Raw genomic sequence first — 18,545 nt, forward strand, 5'->3', positions numbered from 1 at the left:
TTACCGCTTCACCTCCCAGGTCGTCACCCTCTCGCCCGTTGCCGGGTCCTTGCCGTCCTTCAGCTGGATGCCCTTGTCCGACAACTCGTTGCGGATCCTGTCGGCCTCGGCGAAATTTTTCGCCTTCAGCATTTCGAGCCGCAGGGCGACCAAGGCGTCGACGGCGGATGCCAGCGCCTCGTCGACCTCGGTTTTTTCAGGCAGCACGCCAAGAAACGCGGCACTGGCGGCAAACACCGCAAGTGCGTCGGGATCGCCGTGGGCCTCCTGCGCCAACGCGTGCAGCGCCTGCACGGCCGTGACGGTGTTGAGGTCGTCGGCAAGCGCGTTCACCACGGTCTCGCAAGGGGCGGCACCGGAAACCTCCACCGCCGGCCACTTTGCCAGAAGGCGCTCGGCCTCTTCCAGCCGCTTCACCGAAAAGTCGATCGGCTCGCGGTAATGGGTCATCAGCATGGCCAGCCGCAGCACCTCGCCGGGCCATTGGCGGCCGCCGAATTTTTCGGTGTGCAGCAGGTCGTAGATGGTAATGAAATTGCCCTCGGACTTCGACATCTTGCGGCCTTCGACCTGCACGAAGCCGTTATGCATCCAGACATTCGCCATCACATCCGTGCCGTGGGCGCAGCGCGACTGGGCGATCTCGTTTTCATGGTGCGGGAAGATCAGGTCGAGCCCGCCGCCATGGATGTCGAACACCTCGCCGAGATAACGCCGGCTCATCGCCGAGCACTCGATATGCCAGCCCGGACGGCCGCGGCCCCAGGGACTTTCCCAGCCGGGTTCGTTATGGGAGGAGAGCTTCCACAGCACGAAATCGCTCGGGTTTTTCTTGTGCGCATCGACCGCGACGCGGGCGCCGGCCTGCTGTTCGTCGAGCGGGCGTTTGGAAAGCTGGCCGTAGTCGGCCATCGACTTGGTATCGAATAGCACTTCGCCTTTTTCGACATAGGCATGGCCGTTGCCGATCAGCTTCTCGATGATCTCGATCATCTCGGCAATGGTGTCGGTGGCACGCGGCTCGATGGTCGGTTCCAGATTGCCGAGCAGCGCGACGTCCTCGTGGTACTGCGTCTCGGTCTTTTCCGTGACGAGGCGGATCGCCTCGTTGAGCGGCAGGCCGGGATGGTCGCGCAGCGCCCGCGCGTTGATCTTGTCGTCGACGTCGGTGATGTTGCGGGCATAGGTGACGTGGGCCTCGCCATAGACATGGCGGAGCAGCCGGAAGAGCACGTCGAAGACGATGGCCGGTCGAGCATTGCCGATATGGGCATAGTCGTAGACCGTCGGGCCGCAGACATACATGCGTACGTTCTGGGGGTCGATCGGCGCGAACGCCGTCTTTTCACGGGTCAGCGTATTGTAGAATCTGAGCGGAATGCTCATCGAAAAATCTCCCCAACAGTCTCGCACGGCGAGCATCCGGTCGAGCGGGATGCCGAAAAGTGTACGCGGTTTTCGGACGACATCCCGCTCTCACTATCAACTAGGAGGCGGATGCTTTCGCGTTCGGGAAAACACGAAAACATCCGGCTCCGGCCGGGTCGTTTGTCTTCAAGGCTTTTCGAGAGACGAAAACGGCCGGGCCAGCGCGAACGCTAGCGGATAATGATCCCACAAATGGAAATCGCCGTTTTCATGGAAGGCGTTATGGCGCGGGCAAGCCATTTGGTCAAGTGGGCGTCGTCCGCGCCGGACGGTTGAAGCCGTCTTACGCCGTCTTGCGGCCGATGCCGTTCCGGGCGACAGTAAACAGGAAGATCAGCATTGAGATGACGGTAATGATCGAACCGATCGCGGCAAGCGCTTCGCCGCCCGTCGACACCGCCATCGCGATACCCGGCACGAGACAGAGTACGCCAAGGACTGCAAAGCCAAGATGCACCTTCGCGAGCAGGGTCTCGGCAGCCGCCGGCGTCACAGTGTAGTAGAGGCCGAAAATCGCCATCGTCGTCCAGCCGACGAGGTTCAGATGCGCATGCGCCGGCGCCATCAGATGGTCGCCTGAGATCGCCATGTGAATGCCCCAGAACATGCCGACGGTGACACAGAGCACGGCTGCGCCGAAGAAGCAGAAAGCGATGTTTCTCATCAGATTCCCCCGAAATTTAAAGTTCCTGCGCCCTATCGCAGGACCCACAGCATAACAGAAATCGGATTTTATACATGGGGGTACCGGTGAGGTCGGCCATTGATCTGCCGCAGGGATCAAAACATGTGCTTCGCACGTTGATGGGCGGAAATCGTGCCCACCGGATGGATGCCAAATGGCCAGACAGGATAAACACCGCAACATTTTCGACATCTTCTCGAGCGCCGTCGCTTCCTGGTCGGGAAAGCCCGTCACCTTCGTCGCCGCCGCCGTTCTGATCGTCGTCTGGGGCGTCACCGGACCGTTCTTTGGATTTTCGGAAACCTGGCAGCTGGTGGTCAACACCGGAACGACGATCATCACGTTCCTGATGGTCTTCGTGCTGCAAAATTCCCAGAACAGGGACGGCGAGGCGGTCCAGGCGAAGCTCGACGAACTGATCCTGTCGAGCCAGGCCGCAAACGAGTTCATCGGAATTGAAAAACTGGACGAGGAACAGCTTCGCAGGCTCAGCGAAAGTCTGCAACGCCGCGCCAAGACGCTGGATCAGGAGGCGGAGAACGTCTAGGCCAGTAGCGGCAGCGTCAGCGGCCTTTGTCGGTCGGCGGATTGCTGTTGTCGAGCAGTGCCTGGGCTATGGATTTGCGCCGTGCGTCGTCGGTCATCGCGGAACTGATCAGCCGCATCGCTTCCATGACCGCCGCCTCGCCATGCTCTCGGTGAAGGCGGGCCATCGCCGCGGCGACCAGATTGGCGGTCGCTGTCGCTTGTTCTCTCTGCTCGTCGGTCAAAGGCGAAGGCATAGGCTTTCTCGCATTACGGGAACCGTTTCAGGTGTTCCCTTGTCGACGCGGATAATCGACCACTGTCAAACGCGAATACCCCGTGACGGGTGGGTTGCCTTTATTCCGGCGCCCGGAAATCCACGAACCTGTTGTCGCGCACGACGAACAGGCGGCCGGTATCCTGAAGGTCGGGTGAGGCGAGGAAGAGGATTTTTTCGGCCACTTCCGAGGGATGCGGCAGGGTTTCCGGATCTTCGCCGGGAACGGCCTGAGCGCGCATCGCGGTGCGGGTGGCACCGGGATTGACGATGTTGACCTTGAGCGGCGTGTGGTCGGTCTCCGCAGCCCAGATGCGGGCCATGTTCTCGACCGCCGCCTTGGAGATCGAATAGGCGCCCCAGAAGGCCGGCGCCTTGGAGGCGACGCCGGACGACATGATCAGCGCGCGGCCGGCATCGGATTTGGTCAAGAGCGGCTCGACCGAGCGGATCAGCCGCCAGGTGGCGGTAACATTGGTCAGCATCACCTTTTCGAACACCTTCGCCTCGATATGGCCGAGCGGCGAGATGACGCCGAGGATGCCGGCATTGGCGACGAGAATGTCGAGCTTGCCCCAGCGCTCGAAGATCGAGGCACCGAGCTTATCGATCGCCGCCATGTCGGTAATATCGAAGGGAACGAGGGTCGCGGTGCCGCCGGCCGCCTTGATCGCATCGTCGAGATCCTCCAGGCCGCCAACGGTGCGGGCGGTGGCGATCACATGCGCGCCGGCTTTTGCCAGAGCGAGCGCCGTGAAATAGCCGATGCCCCGCGACGCGCCGGTCACCAGCGCGATCCTGCCCTTTAGGTCGATAGTCATATATGTCAGTCCCTAATGCATGACGCAGCACCAAGGCCGCCATCCGTCGTCGAATCCTTGATGGAGAAGGGCCTTTGCGCTTGTTTGAACAGGCGCGCCAACCTCCACCATCCTCATCCCTGTGCTTGTCACAGGGATCCAGTGCGCGCAAGTCCTTGCGCGCGAGAGAGATCTTTCGCAGATGTGGTGGAGCGCCGCCTTGGGCGAGCGTGGACAGGGCACCCCCCTCTGCCCTGCCGGGCATCTCCCCCACAAGGGGGGAGATCGACTCGTGGCGACGTTTCGCCCTTCTCGGTCGTTGAGGAGGAGGGAAGCCGGCGCGCCCAGCCAATCTCCCCACCTGTGGGGGAGATGTCCGGCAGGACAGAGGGGGGCGAGCTTGCTCAGTGCCGGATGTCGGCCACACAGCTCGGCCGACGGCCTCATGCCCCGTCAGCCGACGCTCACCTCACCCGTTGCTGGCCAGCACCGAAACCTTGCAGCCCATCGTCTCGCCGTCCTTGTCGAGCAGGCGGGTGGGGTAGTCGCCGGTGAAATAGTGGTCGGTGAATTGCGGGCGGGCGTTGTTGCGGTCTTCGCCGCCGACGGCGCGGTAGAGGCCGTTGATCGACAGGAATTCCAGCGAGTCCGCGCCGATATACCGGCACATGGCTTCCAGGCTGTCGTACTGGTTGGCGAGTAGCTTGTCGCGGTCCGGCGTGTCGATGCCGTAGAAGTCCGGGTAATAGATCATCGGGCTGGCGACGCGCAGATGCACTTCCTTGGCGCCGGCATCGCGGATCATCCGGACGATCTTCAGCGACGTCGTGCCGCGCACCACCGAATCGTCGACGAGCACGACGCGCTTGCCTTCGATCATCGCCCGGTTGGCGGAATGCTTGAGCTTGACGCCGAAGGCGCGGATCTGCTGGGTCGGCTCAATGAAGGTGCGGCCGACATAGTGGTTACGGATGATTCCGTATTCGAAGGGGATGCCGCTTTCCTGAGCGTAACCCAACGCAGCAGGGGTGCCGCCATCCGGCACCGGCACGACGACATCGGCCTCGACCGGCGCTTCTTTCGCGAGGTTGATGCCCATGTTCTTGCGGGCGACATAGACGCTGCGGCCGCCAACGACGGAATCGGGGCGGGCGAAATAGACGTATTCGAACAGGCAGAGCCGCTCCGGCTGGCCGTTGCCGGCCTTGCGGGCGTCGATCGAGATCGAACCGTCCGGCTGCATCTCGCAGATGATGACTTCGCCATTCTCCACGTCGCGGACGAACTTGGCGCCGATGATGTCGAGCGCGCAGGTCTCTGACGCGAAGATTGGCTTGCCGTCGAGTTCGCCCATGACCAGCGGGCGAATGCCGGTGGGGTCGCGCGCGGCGATCAGCTTGGTGCGGGTGACGGCGAGCATCGAATAGCCGCCTTCCATCTGCCGGATCGCATCAATGAACCGGTCGGCGGTCGACGAATAGCGGGAGCGGGCGATGAGATGCAGGACGACTTCGGTATCGGAGGTCGACTGACAGATGGCGCCGCCGGCGATCAATTGCCGGCGCAGCGTCAGGCCGTTGGTGAAATTGCCGTTATGAGCAACCGCGATGCCGCCGACTTCGAGTTCGGCAAACAGCGGCTGGACATTGCGCAGCGCCACCTCGCCGGTGGTCGAATAACGGTTGTGGCCGATGGCAATATTGCCGGGCAGACGGGCAAGGGTCACAGGGTCGGTATAATGGTCGCCGACGAGGCCCATGCGGCGTTCCGAATGGAAGCGCAACCCGTCGAAGGAGACGATGCCGGCTGCTTCCTGGCCACGGTGTTGCAGGGCGTGCAGCCCGAGCGCCGTCAGCGTCGCGGCCTCAGGATGGCCGAGGATGCCGAACACGCCGCATTCCTCATGCAGCGTATCGCCATCCCATTCGTTGACGCTGTCCTCGGCGAATGTCTCGGAAACCGGCTGTTTCATCTTGGCCCCTTATCCCTGTGGACAACCTGTCCCTGTCGGAAAAATGGAAAGGCCGGCCGGGGGAGAAGCTCCCCGGAAACCAGCCTGTTTTTCACTTAGATGCGAATGATACCACAAATGGTGACGTTTTGCGCTGCATCAAGCGCAAGATCACGTCAATTATTTGTCGCAGGCGCGTCATCTGCCGCCGGCTGATCCTGAGCCGGAGCGCCATCGGCAGGCGCTGCTTCCTTGCCGAGGATGCGCGCGCGAATCTGCGGCTCAATATCGGCGGGCAGTACGGCTTCGAGGCGGGCGACCAGCGTATCGAGGAATGGCTTCGATTTCGCCTGCGTCACCCAGGTTGGCTGGGCATTGGCGGCCACCAGCCAGTTCCAGAACGCGACGGCGACGACGAGCAGCAGGATGCCGCGAGCGGCGCCGAACAGGAAACCAAGCGTCCGGTCGAGCGCGCCGATGCGGCTGTCGATGATGAAATCGGCGATCCGCGTGGTGATGAACGAGATGACGATCAGCGCGATCAGGAAGATGGCACCCGCGGACGCGGCGATCGCGATGCGCTCGTCACTCAGGTGAGGTTTCACATAGGGCAGAACCAGGGGGTAGAGGTAATAGGCGGCGGCGATTGAGCCGGCCCAGCTCGCTATCGACAGCACCTCTCGCGAAAAGCCGCGAACCATGGCGAGAACGGCGGAAAACAGCGTCACAGCGATGACGATACCATCGAAAATCGTGATGGGCATATATGATCTACTCCAGACTTGCCGACTTCAAGACTTGCCGGCTTTTAGCCCGGCGCCCCGCCTTACCGCAGCCGTCATACATCAGCGGGCTTGTTAACGGAAGATCAATCATCTTCCGGCGTTTGTCTCAGCTTGGCGGCGGAACCGGCAATGCGCGATACCAGGTCCGGCAGGTCCTCGATCGTCACCCAGCGTCCGTTCGCGCCCTTCGGCACTTCGGCGGACGTGGCCGGCAGCATCGCCCCTGGAAAACCAAGTTTCTCAGCTTCCTTAAGGCGTTGCGCAGTCTGCGAAACCGGCCGCACCGCGCCCGAGAGGCTGATTTCGCCGAAATAGACGCAATCGGCCGGCAGGGCAAGGCCGGCAAGCGACGAGACCAGTGCGGAAGCGACCGCAAGATCGGCCGCCGGTTCGGTGATGCGGTAGCCGCCCGCGACGTTCAGATAGACGTCGTGCTGGCCGAGCTTGACGCCGCAATGGGCCTCCAGCACCGCGAGAATCATCGACAGGCGTGACGAATCCCAGCCGACCACGGCGCGCCTGGGCGTGCCGAGCGAGGTCGGCGCGACCAGCGCCTGCACTTCGACGAGAACCGGCCTTGTGCCTTCCATGCCGGCAAAGACGGCAGCACCTGGCGATTTCGAGTTGCGCTCGCCGAGGAAAAGTTCGGACGGGTTGGTGACCTCGCGCAGGCCCTTGTCGGACATTTCGAAGACGCCGATCTCGTCGGTCGGCCCGAATCGGTTCTTGACGGTGCGCAGAATGCGGTAGTGGTGGCCGCGGTCGCCCTCGAAATAGAGGACCGCATCGACCATGTGCTCGACGACGCGTGGGCCGGCGATCTGGCCTTCCTTGGTGACGTGGCCGACGAGGACCATGGCGGCGCCCGTCTGTTTGGCAAACCGGATCATCGCCTGGACACCGGTGCGCACCTGGGTGACTGTGCCGGGCGCCGAATCGGCGGTGTCGCTCCACAGCGTCTGGATCGAATCGATGATGACGAGGTCGGGACGCTTACCCTCGCCGATGGTGGCGAGAATATCCTCGACATTGGTTTCTGCCGCAAGCAGCACTTCGGTATCGGCGGCATCCAGGCGCTGGGCCCGAAGCCGCACCTGCGCCACCGCCTCTTCGCCCGAGACATAGATGATCCGGTGGCCGCGGCGGGAGAGGGCGGCCGCCGCCTGCATCAGAAGCGTCGATTTGCCGATGCCCGGATCTCCGCCGACCAGCACTGCCGAACCGCGCACGAAACCACCGCCGGTCGCCCGGTCGAGCTCGGAAATGCCGGTGAAGATGCGCGGCGCTTCCTCGGTCTCGCCCGACAGGGTGGTGAGCGCCACGGCGCGGCCCTTCTTCGGCACCTTGCCGGGCCCGCTACCGATGCCGCCCATCTGGTCGTCTTCGATAATGGTGTTCCACTCGCCGCAGCCGTCACACTTGCCGGCCCAGCGGTTATGCACCGTGCCGCAGTTCTGGCACACGAATTGGGTCTTGGATTTTGCCATGGGATCAGTTGCCGCCTTCGATATTCACAAAATTCCACCGTGAACAAAAGCGGAACTCATCTTGTCTAATCCGAAAATGCAGGTGATGGCAAGGAGGACGGGAGTTATTCGGCCTCGATGTACCGCCGCTCATGGCGCAGGCCGAGGCTGGTCAGCAGCTCGTAGCCGATCGTGCCGGCGGCGCGGGCGACGTCGTCAAGGGCGATGTTGGGGCCGAACAGTTCGACATAATCACCGGCAGCGATGTCTGATGCCGGGACGTCGGTGACGTCAAAGATCGTCAGGTCCATGGTGATGCGGCCGATGACCGGAACCTTGCGGCCGGCGACGAAGCCGAAGCCGCCCTGACCTATGGTCTGGCGCAGCGGCACGCCGGAACCGGAGAGCGCGCGTTTGTAGCCGTCCGCGTAACCCGCAGAGACGATCGCCAGCCGGCTGTCGCGGGAGAGCTGATAGGTGCCACCGTAGCTCACCGTCTCGCCCTTTTTGCCGTCGCGGATCTGGATGATGCGAGCTTCCGCCTTGGCGACGGGCTTCATCGGGTTCGGCACCCCGGCCACCGCCTCGCCGCCATAAAGCGCGATGCCGGGGCGGGTGAGATCGAAATGATATTCGGGGCCGAGGAAGATCCCGGCAGATGCCGAAAGGCTCGTCTCGATGCCTTCGAAAGCCTCCGCGACCTTCTGGAAGGCCGAAAGCTGTTTCTGGTTGAGCGGCGAGGAGGGGGTATCGCCGCTATGGAGATGCGAGAGTACCAGGACCGGCGAGAAGCTTGCCGGCCGCGACACGTCGTCGGCAAAGGCGATGGCGTCCTCAAGCGGCAGGCCGAGCCGGTTGAAGCCGGTGTCCACCTGCAGCGCGCAGGGGTGGTCGCCGTATTCTGCCGTCACCGACATCCAGAAGGCCAGCTGTTCCTCGGAGGCCAGAACGGGCACCAGATCGTGTTCGAAGAACATCCGCTCCTGACCGGGCCAGATGCCGGAGAGTACGTAGATCCGGGCGTCGGGCGCATAGGTGCGCAGCGTCATGCCTTCCTGCACCACCGCCACGAAGAAATCCCGGGCGCCGGCCTCGTAAAGCGTGATGCCGCAATCCTCCAGCCCGAGCCCGTAGGCATCGGCCTTGACGACGGCCGCCGTCCGCGCCGTTCCCGACCGCCGCGCCATCTCCCGCCAGTTGTCGCCAAGCGCACCCAGATCGACGGTCAGCCGGACCGGCGCGATATCGAAATCGTCGGGATAGGAAAGCTCGCTGTCGAAATCGGTCATGTCGGCTCGTAAGGCATGAGGATCGGGGGGATGAGAACGGTTGCAGCGATCCTACCGGTTTCGAAGGCAGGAAAAAGACCATGCCTGCAAAATCCTTCGCGCTGCACAATCTTTTGGGTCGTGGATGCCGCAGACCTGTCACAAGCGCTGGAATATGCTCGCCCCCCTCTGGCCGGCAGGCCAGAGGGGGGCGGGCTGGCTCAAATATTGACGATGAAAACCCCAATCCCGCTGAGACGATCCGAAACTTGCCATCGGCCGAAAAATGATATCGGCGACCGCCCTGATCAATGCTCTTCGTATTGCGTGAAGCTCGGGTCGGCCAAATCGGCGAAGCGGGTATATTCCGACTGGAAGGCGAGCTTGACGGTGCCGGTCGGTCCGTGGCGCTGCTTGGCGATGATCACGTCGGCGGTGCCCTTGACCTTGTCCATCAGCACTTCCCATTCGGGATATTTCGGGTCGGCGATGTCGCGTGGTTCCATGTTCTTGACGTAATATTCCTCGCGGAACACGAACAACACCACGTCGGCGTCCTGTTCAATCGAGCCCGATTCGCGAAGGTCGGAGAGCTGCGGGCGCTTGTCGTCGCGGCTTTCCACCTGGCGCGAGAGCTGCGACAGCGCGATGATCGGCACGTTGAGTTCCTTGCCGAGCGCTTTCAGGCCGGTGGTGATCTGGGTGATTTCCTGAACGCGGTTCTCGCCGGATTTACCCGAGCCGGTCATCAGCTGGATATAGTCGACCACCAGGCAATCGAGGCCGCGCTGGCGCTTCAGGCGGCGGGCGCGGGCGGAAAGCTGGGCGATCGAGATACCGCCGGTCTGGTCGATGAACAGCGGCACCTTCTGCATCATTTGGCTGCAGGCGACGAGCTTTTCGAAATCCGCCTCGGTGATGTCGCCGCGGCGGATCTTTGACGAGGAGACTTCCGTCTGCTCGGAGATGATACGGGTGGCGAGCTGTTCGGCCGACATTTCGAGCGAATAGAAGCCGACGACGCCGCCGTTCTTGGCCTTGTACGAACCGTCCGGCTGGACTTCCGGCTCGTAGGAGGCGGCAATGTTATAGGCGATGTTGGTGGCAAGCGAGGTCTTGCCCATGCCGGGGCGTCCCGCAAGCACGATCAAGTCGGAGCGCTGAAGCCCGCCCATCTTGCTGTCGAGAGACATGATGCCGGTCGAGACACCGGAAAGATGGCCGTCTCGCTCGAAGGCCTGGCCGGCCATGTCGATCGCAAGCGCCACCGCGTCGTTGAACGACTGGAAACCGCCGTCGTAACGGCCGTTTTCGGCGAGCTCGAACAGCCGGCGTTCGGTATCCTCGATCTGCGTCTGCGGCGGCATGTCGAGCGGCGCGTCGAAGGCGATGTTGACCATGTCCTCGCCGATGGTGATCAGCGCGCGGCGTAGCGCCAGGTCGTAGATCGCCCTTCCGTAGTCCTCCGCATTGATGATCGACACGGCTTCGGAGGCGAGGCGGGCGAGATATTGCGCCACCGTCAGGTCGCCGACCTTGTCGTCGGCGGGCAGGAAGGTCTTGATCGTCACCGGATTGGCGGTCTTGCCCATCCGGATGATGTCGCCGGCGACCTCGAAGATCTTGCGGTGCAGGGGCTCGTAAAGATGGACGGGCTTCAGGAAATCGGAAACGCGGTAATAGGCGTCGTTATTGACCAGGATCGCGCCGAGAAGCGCCTGTTCGGCCTCGATATTGTTCGGGGCTTCGCGGTAATGCGGCTCTGCCGGCTGGATGTTGGCGAGCTTGCGTACTGCGTCGTTCATGGTCTTCTGTCCGTTCTGTCCTGCTGCCAAGCCGTCGGTTCTAACGGGTTGCGAGGCGTCCTGAAATGATTCAGTTCGCTACACACAGTGATTCACAGGCCACCCATAAAATTGCGGAGGACGGCACGAATCCGGTTGACTGTGGCAATCGGCGAATCGCTGGTGTGACGCCTCATTCTACACGTTGAAAAGAGACAAAAAAACGCCCGGACCTTTCGGGCCGGGCGCTCTTTGAAATGCTTTGGAAAAGACGATTATTCGTCTTCGCCGACGCCGTCGGCTTCCGGATCGAAGAAGTCTTCCGGACGCAGCGCATCTTCGTCGACGCCGTAGATGGCGTCGGCCGAGGTGAGGCTTTCGCCCTGGGACTGGCGTTCAGCTTCTTCCGTCGAGCGGGCGACGTTCAGCTGGACCGAAACTTCGACTTCCGCATGCAGGTGCAGGGAGACCTTGTGCAGGCCGATTTCCTTGATCGGCGTGTTGAGGTCGACCTGGTTGCGGCCGATGGTGAAGCCTTCGGCAGCGAGCGCTTCGACGATGTCGCGGGCAGCAACCGAGCCGTAGAGCTGGCCGGTTTCGCCGGCGGCGCGCACGACGACGAAGGACTTGCCGTCGAGAACTTCGGCGACCTTCAGGGCTTCGCCCTTGCGCTCGAGGTTGCGGGCTTCGAGCGTGGCGCGCTCGGATTCGAAGCGCTTCTTGTTAGCTTCGTTGGAGCGGAGAGCCTTGCCGAGCGGCAGGAGGTAGTTACGGGCAAAGCCGTCGCGAACCTTGACGGTTTCGCCCATCTGGCCAAGCTTCGGTACGCGTTCAAGCAGGATGACTTGCATGATTTAGGTTTCCTTTCGATCAGTCGGTTCTTGTTTTTCAGTTCTTGTTTTCGGTGGTCTTGTTGTCGGGGCTCGCGCCGGTCTTGAGCGGAGTGAGCGCGATCGTCCGTCTCGTATCGGAAAGCCCCAGGATGAGGATCGCGATCGCCGGCAGGACGAGCATGGAAGAGAGGTAACAGAGGACGAGGACCGGGATGCGCCAGTCCTTGCCGAGGCTGCGGAAGTGCAGGGAAGCGAAACCGGCCATCAGGAAGCCGGCGCCGAACGTGCCACAGATCGTCGCGCCGATCATCGCCGGGACGCCGCCGAGGAAGGAGAGCACGATGCCGCCGAGGAAGATGAAGATCGCATGCCGGTTCATCCTGAGTGCCGACGGCATGTCCTCGCGTGGACGCAAGGCCCGGCCGGAGCGCGATACGATACGCACGGCGATGTAGAAGGCGGCAAACAGCAGCGTCACCCAAACGCCGCCCTGGACGAGCGGCAACATCAGCACCAGCAGCGACTTGGTCTGCGCCATGCCCGCCGGTTCCGGCGTAAAGGCCGGCTCCTGGGCCTTGAGGGCCGCAGTCATCGCATCGACCATCTGGTCGGTAAGTTCCGGGCCGTAGCCGATCGCGACCCCGAGCGCGATGACGGCGATCGTCACCAGGCCGCAGAGATGGAGAAGGATATCCGAGATCGGGTACCAGGCCATCAGGTTGTCCGGGCCGCCGAGTTCGGAGGCGGGACGCGCGAGATTGGCGAGATGCGAAAGCCAGCCCGCCGGGATCAGCGTGAAGACCGCCATGGCGACGGCAAACATCGGCGAGACGAGGATGGCGCCGAGGGTTCCGGCCGTCACGATGCCGATGACGGCGGCGCGATTGCCCCAGCCGAGGCCGGCGATGAAGATCGGAAGCGAGGAGGCGGCGTAAAGCAAGGACGCAAACGACAGCTGCGCATTCGCACCCAGCACGAGCAGGGTGGCGGCAATGCCGGCAAGAATGCCGGTGGGCAGCACTGTCTGTATCTTGTTCGTCACGGTCTCGCTGTCCTGCTTTTTGAAGCAGTTAGGGGATCACACCTGAATCACTGTCTCAGGTACTTCATCCCCAACATGGGATTTGGAAGGTTCCGATCCGCGCCCATCGCGGAAGGGATAGACCCGCTGACTCTTGATCAGCGGGTCTAGTATTCGTAATTACGCTACGACGTAGGGCAGCAGGCCGAGGAAGCGGGCGCGCTTGATCGCCTGGGCGAGTTCGCGCTGCTTCTTCTGGGAAACGGCAGTGATGCGCGACGGAACGATTTTGCCACGCTCGGAAATGTAGCGCTGCAGGAGGCGTACGTCCTTGTAGTCGATCTTCGGCGCATTGGCACCCGAGAACGGGCAGGTCTTGCGGCGGCGATGGAACGGACGGCGTGCCTGGGAGGAGGATGATGATACGTCAGCCATGGTCTTTTCTCCTTAGCCTCTATTACGCACGGTCTTCGCGCGGACGGCGCTCGAAGCCGCCTTCACGCGGACCACGGTCCGGACGGTCGCCGAAGCCGCCTTCGCGGCGCGGAGGACGGTCGCCGAATTCGCGGCGCGGGCCGCGGTCGTCGCCATCGCGGCGCGGACGGTCGTCACGGTCGCGCTTCTGCATCATCGCCGACGGACCTTCTTCATGCTTCTCGACGGCGATCGTCATGTAGCGAAGAACGTCTTCGTTGATGCGCATCTGGCGTTCCATCTCGTGCACGGCCGGAGCCGGTGCGTCGATGTCCATCAGGGCGTAATGAGCCTTGCGGTTCTTGTTGATGCGGTAGGTGAGGGACTTGAGGCCCCAGTTTTCAATGCGCCCGACTTTGCCGCCGTTAGCTTCGATGACGCCCTTGTACTGTTCGACGAGGGCATCAACCTGCTGAGCGGACATATCCTGCCGGGCAAGGAATACGTGTTCATAAAGAGCCATGTAAGCTTTGCCTTTTCTTGCGGTTGTCTACCCGGACCTCGGCGGCTAAGCCTCAACGACTGCTCCTGAACGGGAAAACCCCAGGCAAGAAAAGTGTTGTTATCGAGACGGTCGAGAGCGGAGACACGGGAGGCTTGGACCCTATGGTCCCTGCGGCTTGCCTTGCGGCGAACCTGCCCTCCGTTCAGCCACCAGCCAGAAGACCGGGTGTTGCGAACAGCGCGCTTATACGGATTTTTGGCGAGATGGCAAGGCCGTTCCTCGAACTTCCGCCCGTCATCCTCCTTGTACGCTTGCTGATCGATGTAGCGCCGCTCTCGCCCGGCGGCTTCGTTCGAAAATCACGCGTGCTCAGCCGGGCATGGTTGCAAGCGTCAGCACGAAGAACTCGCGGTAGCAGAAGCCGGGATCGTCAAGCAGCCTCTCGGGATTGGCGGCAACGCCCTGCCAGGTGGCGAGATCCTCGGACGGAAGCGGGTATTGCGGCGCGACCGTTGCGAAATAGGAGAGCAGGCTGCGGACATAGGCCTTGGTGTCCGCACCGCAATCGGCCCAGCGCTCCACCAGGAAACCGCGCGCGGTGATGTCCGTCAGCCCGGTTGCGCGAAGGCGCGAGGCGATGCCGGTTCCCGAGCCGGTGCCGAGTACGCCTTTGGTGGCGAAGGTCGCCAGCCGGATATTCATGAAGCGCGAAAAGGCACCGCTATCCATCGGCAGGACCTGGAGGATATGCGAGTCGAATTCCTTGATCGCCAGCAGGCCGCCGGGTTTGAGGACGCGCCGCGCTTCGGCGACGGCGGTCTCGAATTCGGCCGGCGTCAGGTATTGCGCGACATTGGCGATCCAGACGCAGTCGAACGCCGCGTCCGGAAAGGGAAGATCGAGGAGGCTGCCGACCTTGGTGACGATACCGGAGGGGAGGCGGCCTTCCCGGGCAAGCGTTTCCACCCCGGCGATGTTTTCGGGTGCCAGGTCAAGGGCGGTGATCGCCCCCTCCGTTCCGACGAACTCGGCAAGCAGCGGAAGGAAGTCGCCCCCGCCGCAGCCGGCGTCGAGCACCGACCATCCGGTTTTTATTCCGACGCTCGAGAGCGCGTGCTCGTATTCCGCCCGCGACGAACGGTAATGAAGATCGAGCCAGGAAGCGTCGCTCGCCTCGTGGCCCGTCGATGTTGTCCTGGCTCGTGACATGGCTTTGCTCCCCCCGAATGCATGCCCTATCTTACAGCGGCATCGGATATTGACGATGGACCTTGGCGATGTCCGCGAACACCTCGTCAGACAGTGTCACGTCGGCCGCCGCCATGTCATGCTTCAGCTGGGCGACGGACGTTGCGCCGACGATGATCGACGTCATGAAGGGGCGCGACAGGCAGAAGGCGAGCGCCATCTGGGCGAGGTCGAGGCCGTGTTTGGCCGCGACCTCGATATAGGCCTTCACTGCCGGCTCCTGATAGGGCGTCAGGCGGCCGCCGAGATCCTTGTTGATCGTGGCGCGCGAGCCTTCCGGCCTTGCGCCGTTCTGATACTTGCCGGTGAGGATGCCGGCGGCGAGCGGCGAATAGGCCATCAGCCCGACACCCTCGTGGTGCGCGACCTCGGCGAGGTCGAGATCGAAGTGCCGGTAGAGGAGATTGTATTCGTTCTGCAGCGAGGCGATGCGCGGCAGGGCCTTTTTCTCCGACAGCCGCAGGTACTTCATCGCGCCCCAGGCGCTTTCGTTGGAAAGGCCGACGGCACGCAGCTTGCCTTCCTTCACCAGGTCGCCGAGCGTCTCGAGAATCTCGGCGATTTCGGCCGCCGCCTTGTCGCGGTCCTGCTGCGCGACGTCGAAGGTCCAGGAGTTGCGGAAATGGAAAGTGCCGCGGTTCGGCCAGTGGATCTGGTAGAGGTCGAGATAATCGGTCCGCAGGCGGGTCAGGCTGGCGTCGACCGCCTCGCGGATGGTGGCGGATTCGATGTCGCGCCCATCGCGGATATGCGGACGGCCGCTGCCGGCGATCTTCGTGGCGAGGACGAGGTCCTTGCGCTTGCCGCTCTTTTTCAGCCAGGTGCCGATATATTCCTCGGTGCGGCCATAGGTGGCGGCGCTGACCGGCGTGGTCGGATAGAGTTCGGCAGTATCGAAGAAGTTGACGCCGTTCTCGAAAGCGTGGTCCATCTGCTCATGGGCTTCGGCTTCCGAATTCTGGGTGCCCCAGGTCATGGTGCCAAGGCAGATTTCCGACACGGACAAGTCCGTGCGGCCGAGTTTTTTATACTTCATGGAAATGAGATCCCGTTCTCAAAAAGTCGGCGGCACTCTAAGCCGGATTTGATGAAGCGCAAGGGGACAACAGGTTGTAAAAGGGCTCGAAAACCGCGCTGCCCTTGACTCTCCGGGCCGGAATGTGAATGGAGAGGCAAAACATAAGGGAAGGAAATCATCCCCATGAGCACGATCGCATTCACGTTCCCCGGCCAGGGCAGCCAGGCCGTCGGCATGGGCAAGGATCTGGCGGAGGCTTTTCCCGAAGCCCGCGCCGTCTTCGATGAAGTCGACGAGGCGCTCGGCCAGAAGCTTTCCGACATCATGTGGAACGGTCCGGAAGAAACGTTGACGCTGACCGCCAATGCGCAGCCGGCGCTGATGGCGGTCTCTGTCGCAGCGATCCGGGTGATGGAAGCGCGCGGCCTGAAGCTCGCCGACAAGGTTGCCTTCGTTGCCGGCCATTCGCTAGGAGAATACTCGGCGCTGTGCGCTGCCGGCACCTTCTCGCTAGCTGATACGGCGCGGTTGCTCCGCATTCGCGGCGACGCCATGCAGTCGGCGGTTCCCGTCGGGCAGGGCGCCATGGCGGCGATCATCGGCCTTGAACACGGCGACGTCGACGCGATCTGCGCTGCGGCCCGCGATGCCGGCGTCTGCCAGATTGCCAACGACAATGGTGGCGGCCAGCTCGTCATCTCCGGCTCCAAGGCGGCCGTCGAGAAAGCGGCCGGGCTTGCGACCGAAAAGGGCGCCAAGCGCGCCATCATGCTGCCCGTCTCCGCACCCTTCCACAGCGACCTGATGGCGCCGGCCGCCGACGCCATGCGTCACGCGCTCGACAAGGTGGAGAAGCATAATCCGGTCGTGCCGGTAATCGCCAACGTGCGCGCCGTGCCGGTCTACGATGCCGATGAGGTCGCTACGCTACTGGTCACCCAGGTGACGGGCCAGGTGCGCTGGCGCGAGACGGTGGAATGGTTCGGCGCCAACGGCGTGACCACTCTTTATGAGATCGGCTCGGGAAAAGTGCTGACCGGCCTTGCCCGCCGCATCGACAAGAATATCTCCGGCATTGCCGTCAACACGCCGGCCGATATCGAAGCCGCGCTCACAGCCATCATGGGCTGAAACCAGAGACACGCGAAGGAACACGATCATGTTTGATTTGACCGGCCGCAAGGCATTGGTGACGGGCGCAACCGGCGGGCTCGGCGAGGAGATCGCCCGGATGCTGCATAGCCGAGGCGCCACCGTCGGCCTGCATGGCACGCGCGTTGAAAAGCTCGAAGCTCTGGCCTCCGAACTCGGCGAGCGCGTCAAGATCTTCCCGGCAAATCTCTCCGACCGCGCCGAAGTGAAGGCGCTCGGTGAGAAGGCCGAGGCCGAACTCGAAGGCGTCGACATCCTCGTCAACAATGCCGGCATCACCAAGGACGGCCTGTTCGTGCGCATGAGCGACGACGACTGGGATAGGGTCCTGGAAGTCAACCTGACGGCAGTCTTCCGCCTGACCCGCGAACTCACCCATCCGATGATGCGCCGCCGTTATGGCCGCATCATCAACATCACCTCCGTGGTCGGCGTCACCGGCAATCCGGGCCAGACCAACTACTGCGCCTCCAAGGCTGGCATGATCGGCTTCTCAAAGTCGCTCGCCCAGGAAATCGCCACCCGCAACGTCACGGTCAACTGCGTGGCGCCGGGCTTCATCGACAGCGCGATGACCGGAAAGCTCAACGACAAGCAGAAAGAGGCGATCCTCGGCGCCATTCCGATGAAGCGCATGGGCGCCGGTTCGGACATCGCGTCTGCGGTTCTTTATCTCGCCTCCAGCGAGGCGGGTTACGTCACCGGCCAGACCCTGCATGTCAACGGCGGCATGGCGATGATCTGATAGAGTGCCGCCTTCAAGAAAACACGTTGCAAACGGTTGTTGGCGGCTGTGCAATGGAACAAATTCTGGCTTTGCTGAACACGGAAACCATGTTAAGCGGGCCATGACTGTGAATGGTCACCCTGATATGCAGGCCGTCATATTGCGTGAGCGCGATAGGATTGGAACCTGAAAAGGGGAGAACGGGTTTGCCCGCATCGGCGCTGAACAAGCGGCGGTCGCAGGTTTTTAACAGGGTGCGGATGCCAATCGGGCATTCGATAAAGACAAAGGTCGAGGAAACCGACATGAGCGATATCGCAGAACGCGTGAAGAAAATTGTTATTGACCACCTCGGCGTCGACGCCGACAAAGTCGTCGAAGGCGCAAGCTTCATCGACGATCTTGGTGCGGACTCGCTCGACACCGTCGAACTGGTCATGGCTTTCGAGGAAGAATTCGGCGTTGAAATCCCCGACGATGCCGCCGATTCCATCCTGACCGTCGGCGACGCTGTGAAGTTCATCGAGAAGGCTCAGGCCTGATCGACCCGACATAGAGGGGATGGCGCCGCAAGGCAGATCCCGCAAACGGCCCGCTTGTTCGGGCCGTTTCAGCAATTGGGGCTTAGGCCCTGAAAAATCGAGAAAAATTATAGGGT

General features: G+C 62.4%; 20 protein-coding genes. 4 read left to right on the top strand and 16 right to left on the bottom strand.

The window, feature by feature from the left end:
* The gene (gene cysS / locus MOV63_RS04450) at positions 1 to 1,386 is read right to left on the bottom strand and encodes a cysteine--tRNA ligase (protein WP_247031964.1); all 1,386 of its coding nucleotides are present in this window, start codon (positions 1,384 to 1,386) and stop codon (positions 1 to 3) included.
* Between the two features lie 325 nt (positions 1,387 to 1,711).
* Positions 1,712 to 2,092, bottom strand: coding sequence for a hypothetical protein (locus MOV63_RS04455; protein ID WP_038541626.1), 381 nt, complete (start codon positions 2,090 to 2,092; stop codon positions 1,712 to 1,714).
* Between the two features lie 175 nt (positions 2,093 to 2,267).
* Between MOV63_RS04455 and MOV63_RS04460 the strand changes: the two genes are divergently transcribed.
* A complete protein-coding gene (locus MOV63_RS04460) occupies positions 2,268 to 2,660 on the top strand; it encodes a low affinity iron permease family protein (RefSeq protein ID WP_247031966.1) in 393 nt (130 codons plus the stop codon).
* Positions 2,661 to 2,676: 16 nt separating this feature from the next.
* Here the strand turns inward: MOV63_RS04460 and MOV63_RS04465 are convergent, their stop codons facing one another.
* From MOV63_RS04465 to MOV63_RS04525, 13 genes are all read right to left on the bottom strand, one after another.
* The gene (locus MOV63_RS04465) at positions 2,677 to 2,895 is read right to left on the bottom strand and encodes a hypothetical protein (protein ID WP_151041542.1); all 219 of its coding nucleotides are present in this window, start codon (positions 2,893 to 2,895) and stop codon (positions 2,677 to 2,679) included.
* Positions 2,896 to 2,995: 100 nt separating this feature from the next.
* Positions 2,996 to 3,736 carry an SDR family NAD(P)-dependent oxidoreductase gene (locus MOV63_RS04470; RefSeq protein WP_247031968.1) on the bottom strand — a complete coding sequence of 247 codons (741 nt, stop codon included), beginning with the start codon at positions 3,734 to 3,736 and terminating at the stop codon, positions 2,996 to 2,998.
* A 448-nt stretch (positions 3,737 to 4,184) separates the two neighbouring features.
* Positions 4,185 to 5,687 (bottom strand): amidophosphoribosyltransferase, encoded by a 1,503-nt coding sequence (gene purF / locus MOV63_RS04475; RefSeq protein ID WP_247031970.1) that lies wholly within the window; start codon positions 5,685 to 5,687, stop codon positions 4,185 to 4,187.
* A gap of 155 nt (positions 5,688 to 5,842) precedes the next feature.
* On the bottom strand, positions 5,843 to 6,430 hold the full coding sequence (locus tag MOV63_RS04480; RefSeq protein WP_038541640.1) for a CvpA family protein: 588 nt from the start codon (positions 6,428 to 6,430) through the stop codon (positions 5,843 to 5,845).
* A 104-nt stretch (positions 6,431 to 6,534) separates the two neighbouring features.
* Positions 6,535 to 7,938 (bottom strand): DNA repair protein RadA, encoded by a 1,404-nt coding sequence (radA, locus tag MOV63_RS04485; protein WP_247031972.1) that lies wholly within the window; start codon positions 7,936 to 7,938, stop codon positions 6,535 to 6,537.
* 104 nt (positions 7,939 to 8,042) lie between these two features.
* Complete coding sequence (alr, locus tag MOV63_RS04490; RefSeq protein ID WP_247031974.1) at positions 8,043 to 9,206, bottom strand: alanine racemase; 1,164 nt, start codon at positions 9,204 to 9,206, stop codon at positions 8,043 to 8,045.
* A 287-nt stretch (positions 9,207 to 9,493) separates the two neighbouring features.
* Complete coding sequence (locus MOV63_RS04495; protein WP_038541647.1) at positions 9,494 to 10,990, bottom strand: replicative DNA helicase; 1,497 nt, start codon at positions 10,988 to 10,990, stop codon at positions 9,494 to 9,496.
* 254 nt (positions 10,991 to 11,244) lie between these two features.
* On the bottom strand, positions 11,245 to 11,820 hold the full coding sequence (rplI, locus tag MOV63_RS04500; protein WP_247031976.1) for a 50S ribosomal protein L9: 576 nt from the start codon (positions 11,818 to 11,820) through the stop codon (positions 11,245 to 11,247).
* A gap of 37 nt (positions 11,821 to 11,857) precedes the next feature.
* Entirely contained in the window at positions 11,858 to 12,844 is a 987-nt protein-coding gene (locus MOV63_RS04505) for a DUF2232 domain-containing protein (protein ID WP_247031978.1), read from the bottom strand.
* 159 nt (positions 12,845 to 13,003) lie between these two features.
* Entirely contained in the window at positions 13,004 to 13,258 is a 255-nt protein-coding gene (gene rpsR, locus MOV63_RS04510) for a 30S ribosomal protein S18 (RefSeq protein ID WP_007771634.1), read from the bottom strand.
* 22 nt (positions 13,259 to 13,280) lie between these two features.
* Positions 13,281 to 13,760 carry a 30S ribosomal protein S6 gene (gene rpsF, locus MOV63_RS04515; protein WP_038541657.1) on the bottom strand — a complete coding sequence of 160 codons (480 nt, stop codon included), beginning with the start codon at positions 13,758 to 13,760 and terminating at the stop codon, positions 13,281 to 13,283.
* A 351-nt stretch (positions 13,761 to 14,111) separates the two neighbouring features.
* Entirely contained in the window at positions 14,112 to 14,951 is an 840-nt protein-coding gene (locus tag MOV63_RS04520; RefSeq protein ID WP_247031980.1) for a class I SAM-dependent methyltransferase, read from the bottom strand.
* A gap of 31 nt (positions 14,952 to 14,982) precedes the next feature.
* Positions 14,983 to 16,026, bottom strand: a complete 1,044-nt coding sequence (locus tag MOV63_RS04525; RefSeq protein ID WP_247031982.1) for an aldo/keto reductase — start codon at positions 16,024 to 16,026, stop codon at positions 14,983 to 14,985.
* Between the two features lie 165 nt (positions 16,027 to 16,191).
* On the opposite strand from MOV63_RS04525, the gene fabD reads away from it, so the two are divergent.
* Positions 16,192 to 17,139: an ACP S-malonyltransferase gene (fabD, locus tag MOV63_RS04530; protein ID WP_038541666.1), complete on the top strand. Its 948-nt coding sequence runs from the start codon at positions 16,192 to 16,194 to the stop codon at positions 17,137 to 17,139.
* Between the two features lie 28 nt (positions 17,140 to 17,167).
* Complete coding sequence (gene fabG / locus MOV63_RS04535) at positions 17,168 to 17,905, top strand: 3-oxoacyl-[acyl-carrier-protein] reductase (protein WP_247031984.1); 738 nt, start codon at positions 17,168 to 17,170, stop codon at positions 17,903 to 17,905.
* A 13-nt stretch (positions 17,906 to 17,918) separates the two neighbouring features.
* Here fabG and MOV63_RS04540 read toward each other — a convergent pair whose 3' ends face one another.
* Entirely contained in the window at positions 17,919 to 18,194 is a 276-nt protein-coding gene (locus MOV63_RS04540) for a hypothetical protein (protein ID WP_157885096.1), read from the bottom strand.
* On the opposite strand from MOV63_RS04540, the gene MOV63_RS04545 reads away from it, so the two are divergent.
* Complete coding sequence (locus MOV63_RS04545) at positions 18,193 to 18,429, top strand: acyl carrier protein (protein ID WP_003502080.1); 237 nt, start codon at positions 18,193 to 18,195, stop codon at positions 18,427 to 18,429. The two genes, MOV63_RS04540 and MOV63_RS04545, sit on opposite strands and share 2 nt — an antisense overlap.
* The last annotated feature ends 116 nt before the right edge of the window (positions 18,430 to 18,545 follow it).

The organism is Neorhizobium sp. SHOUNA12A, from assembly GCF_023006505.1.
Taxonomy (GTDB): domain Bacteria; phylum Pseudomonadota; class Alphaproteobacteria; order Rhizobiales; family Rhizobiaceae; genus Neorhizobium.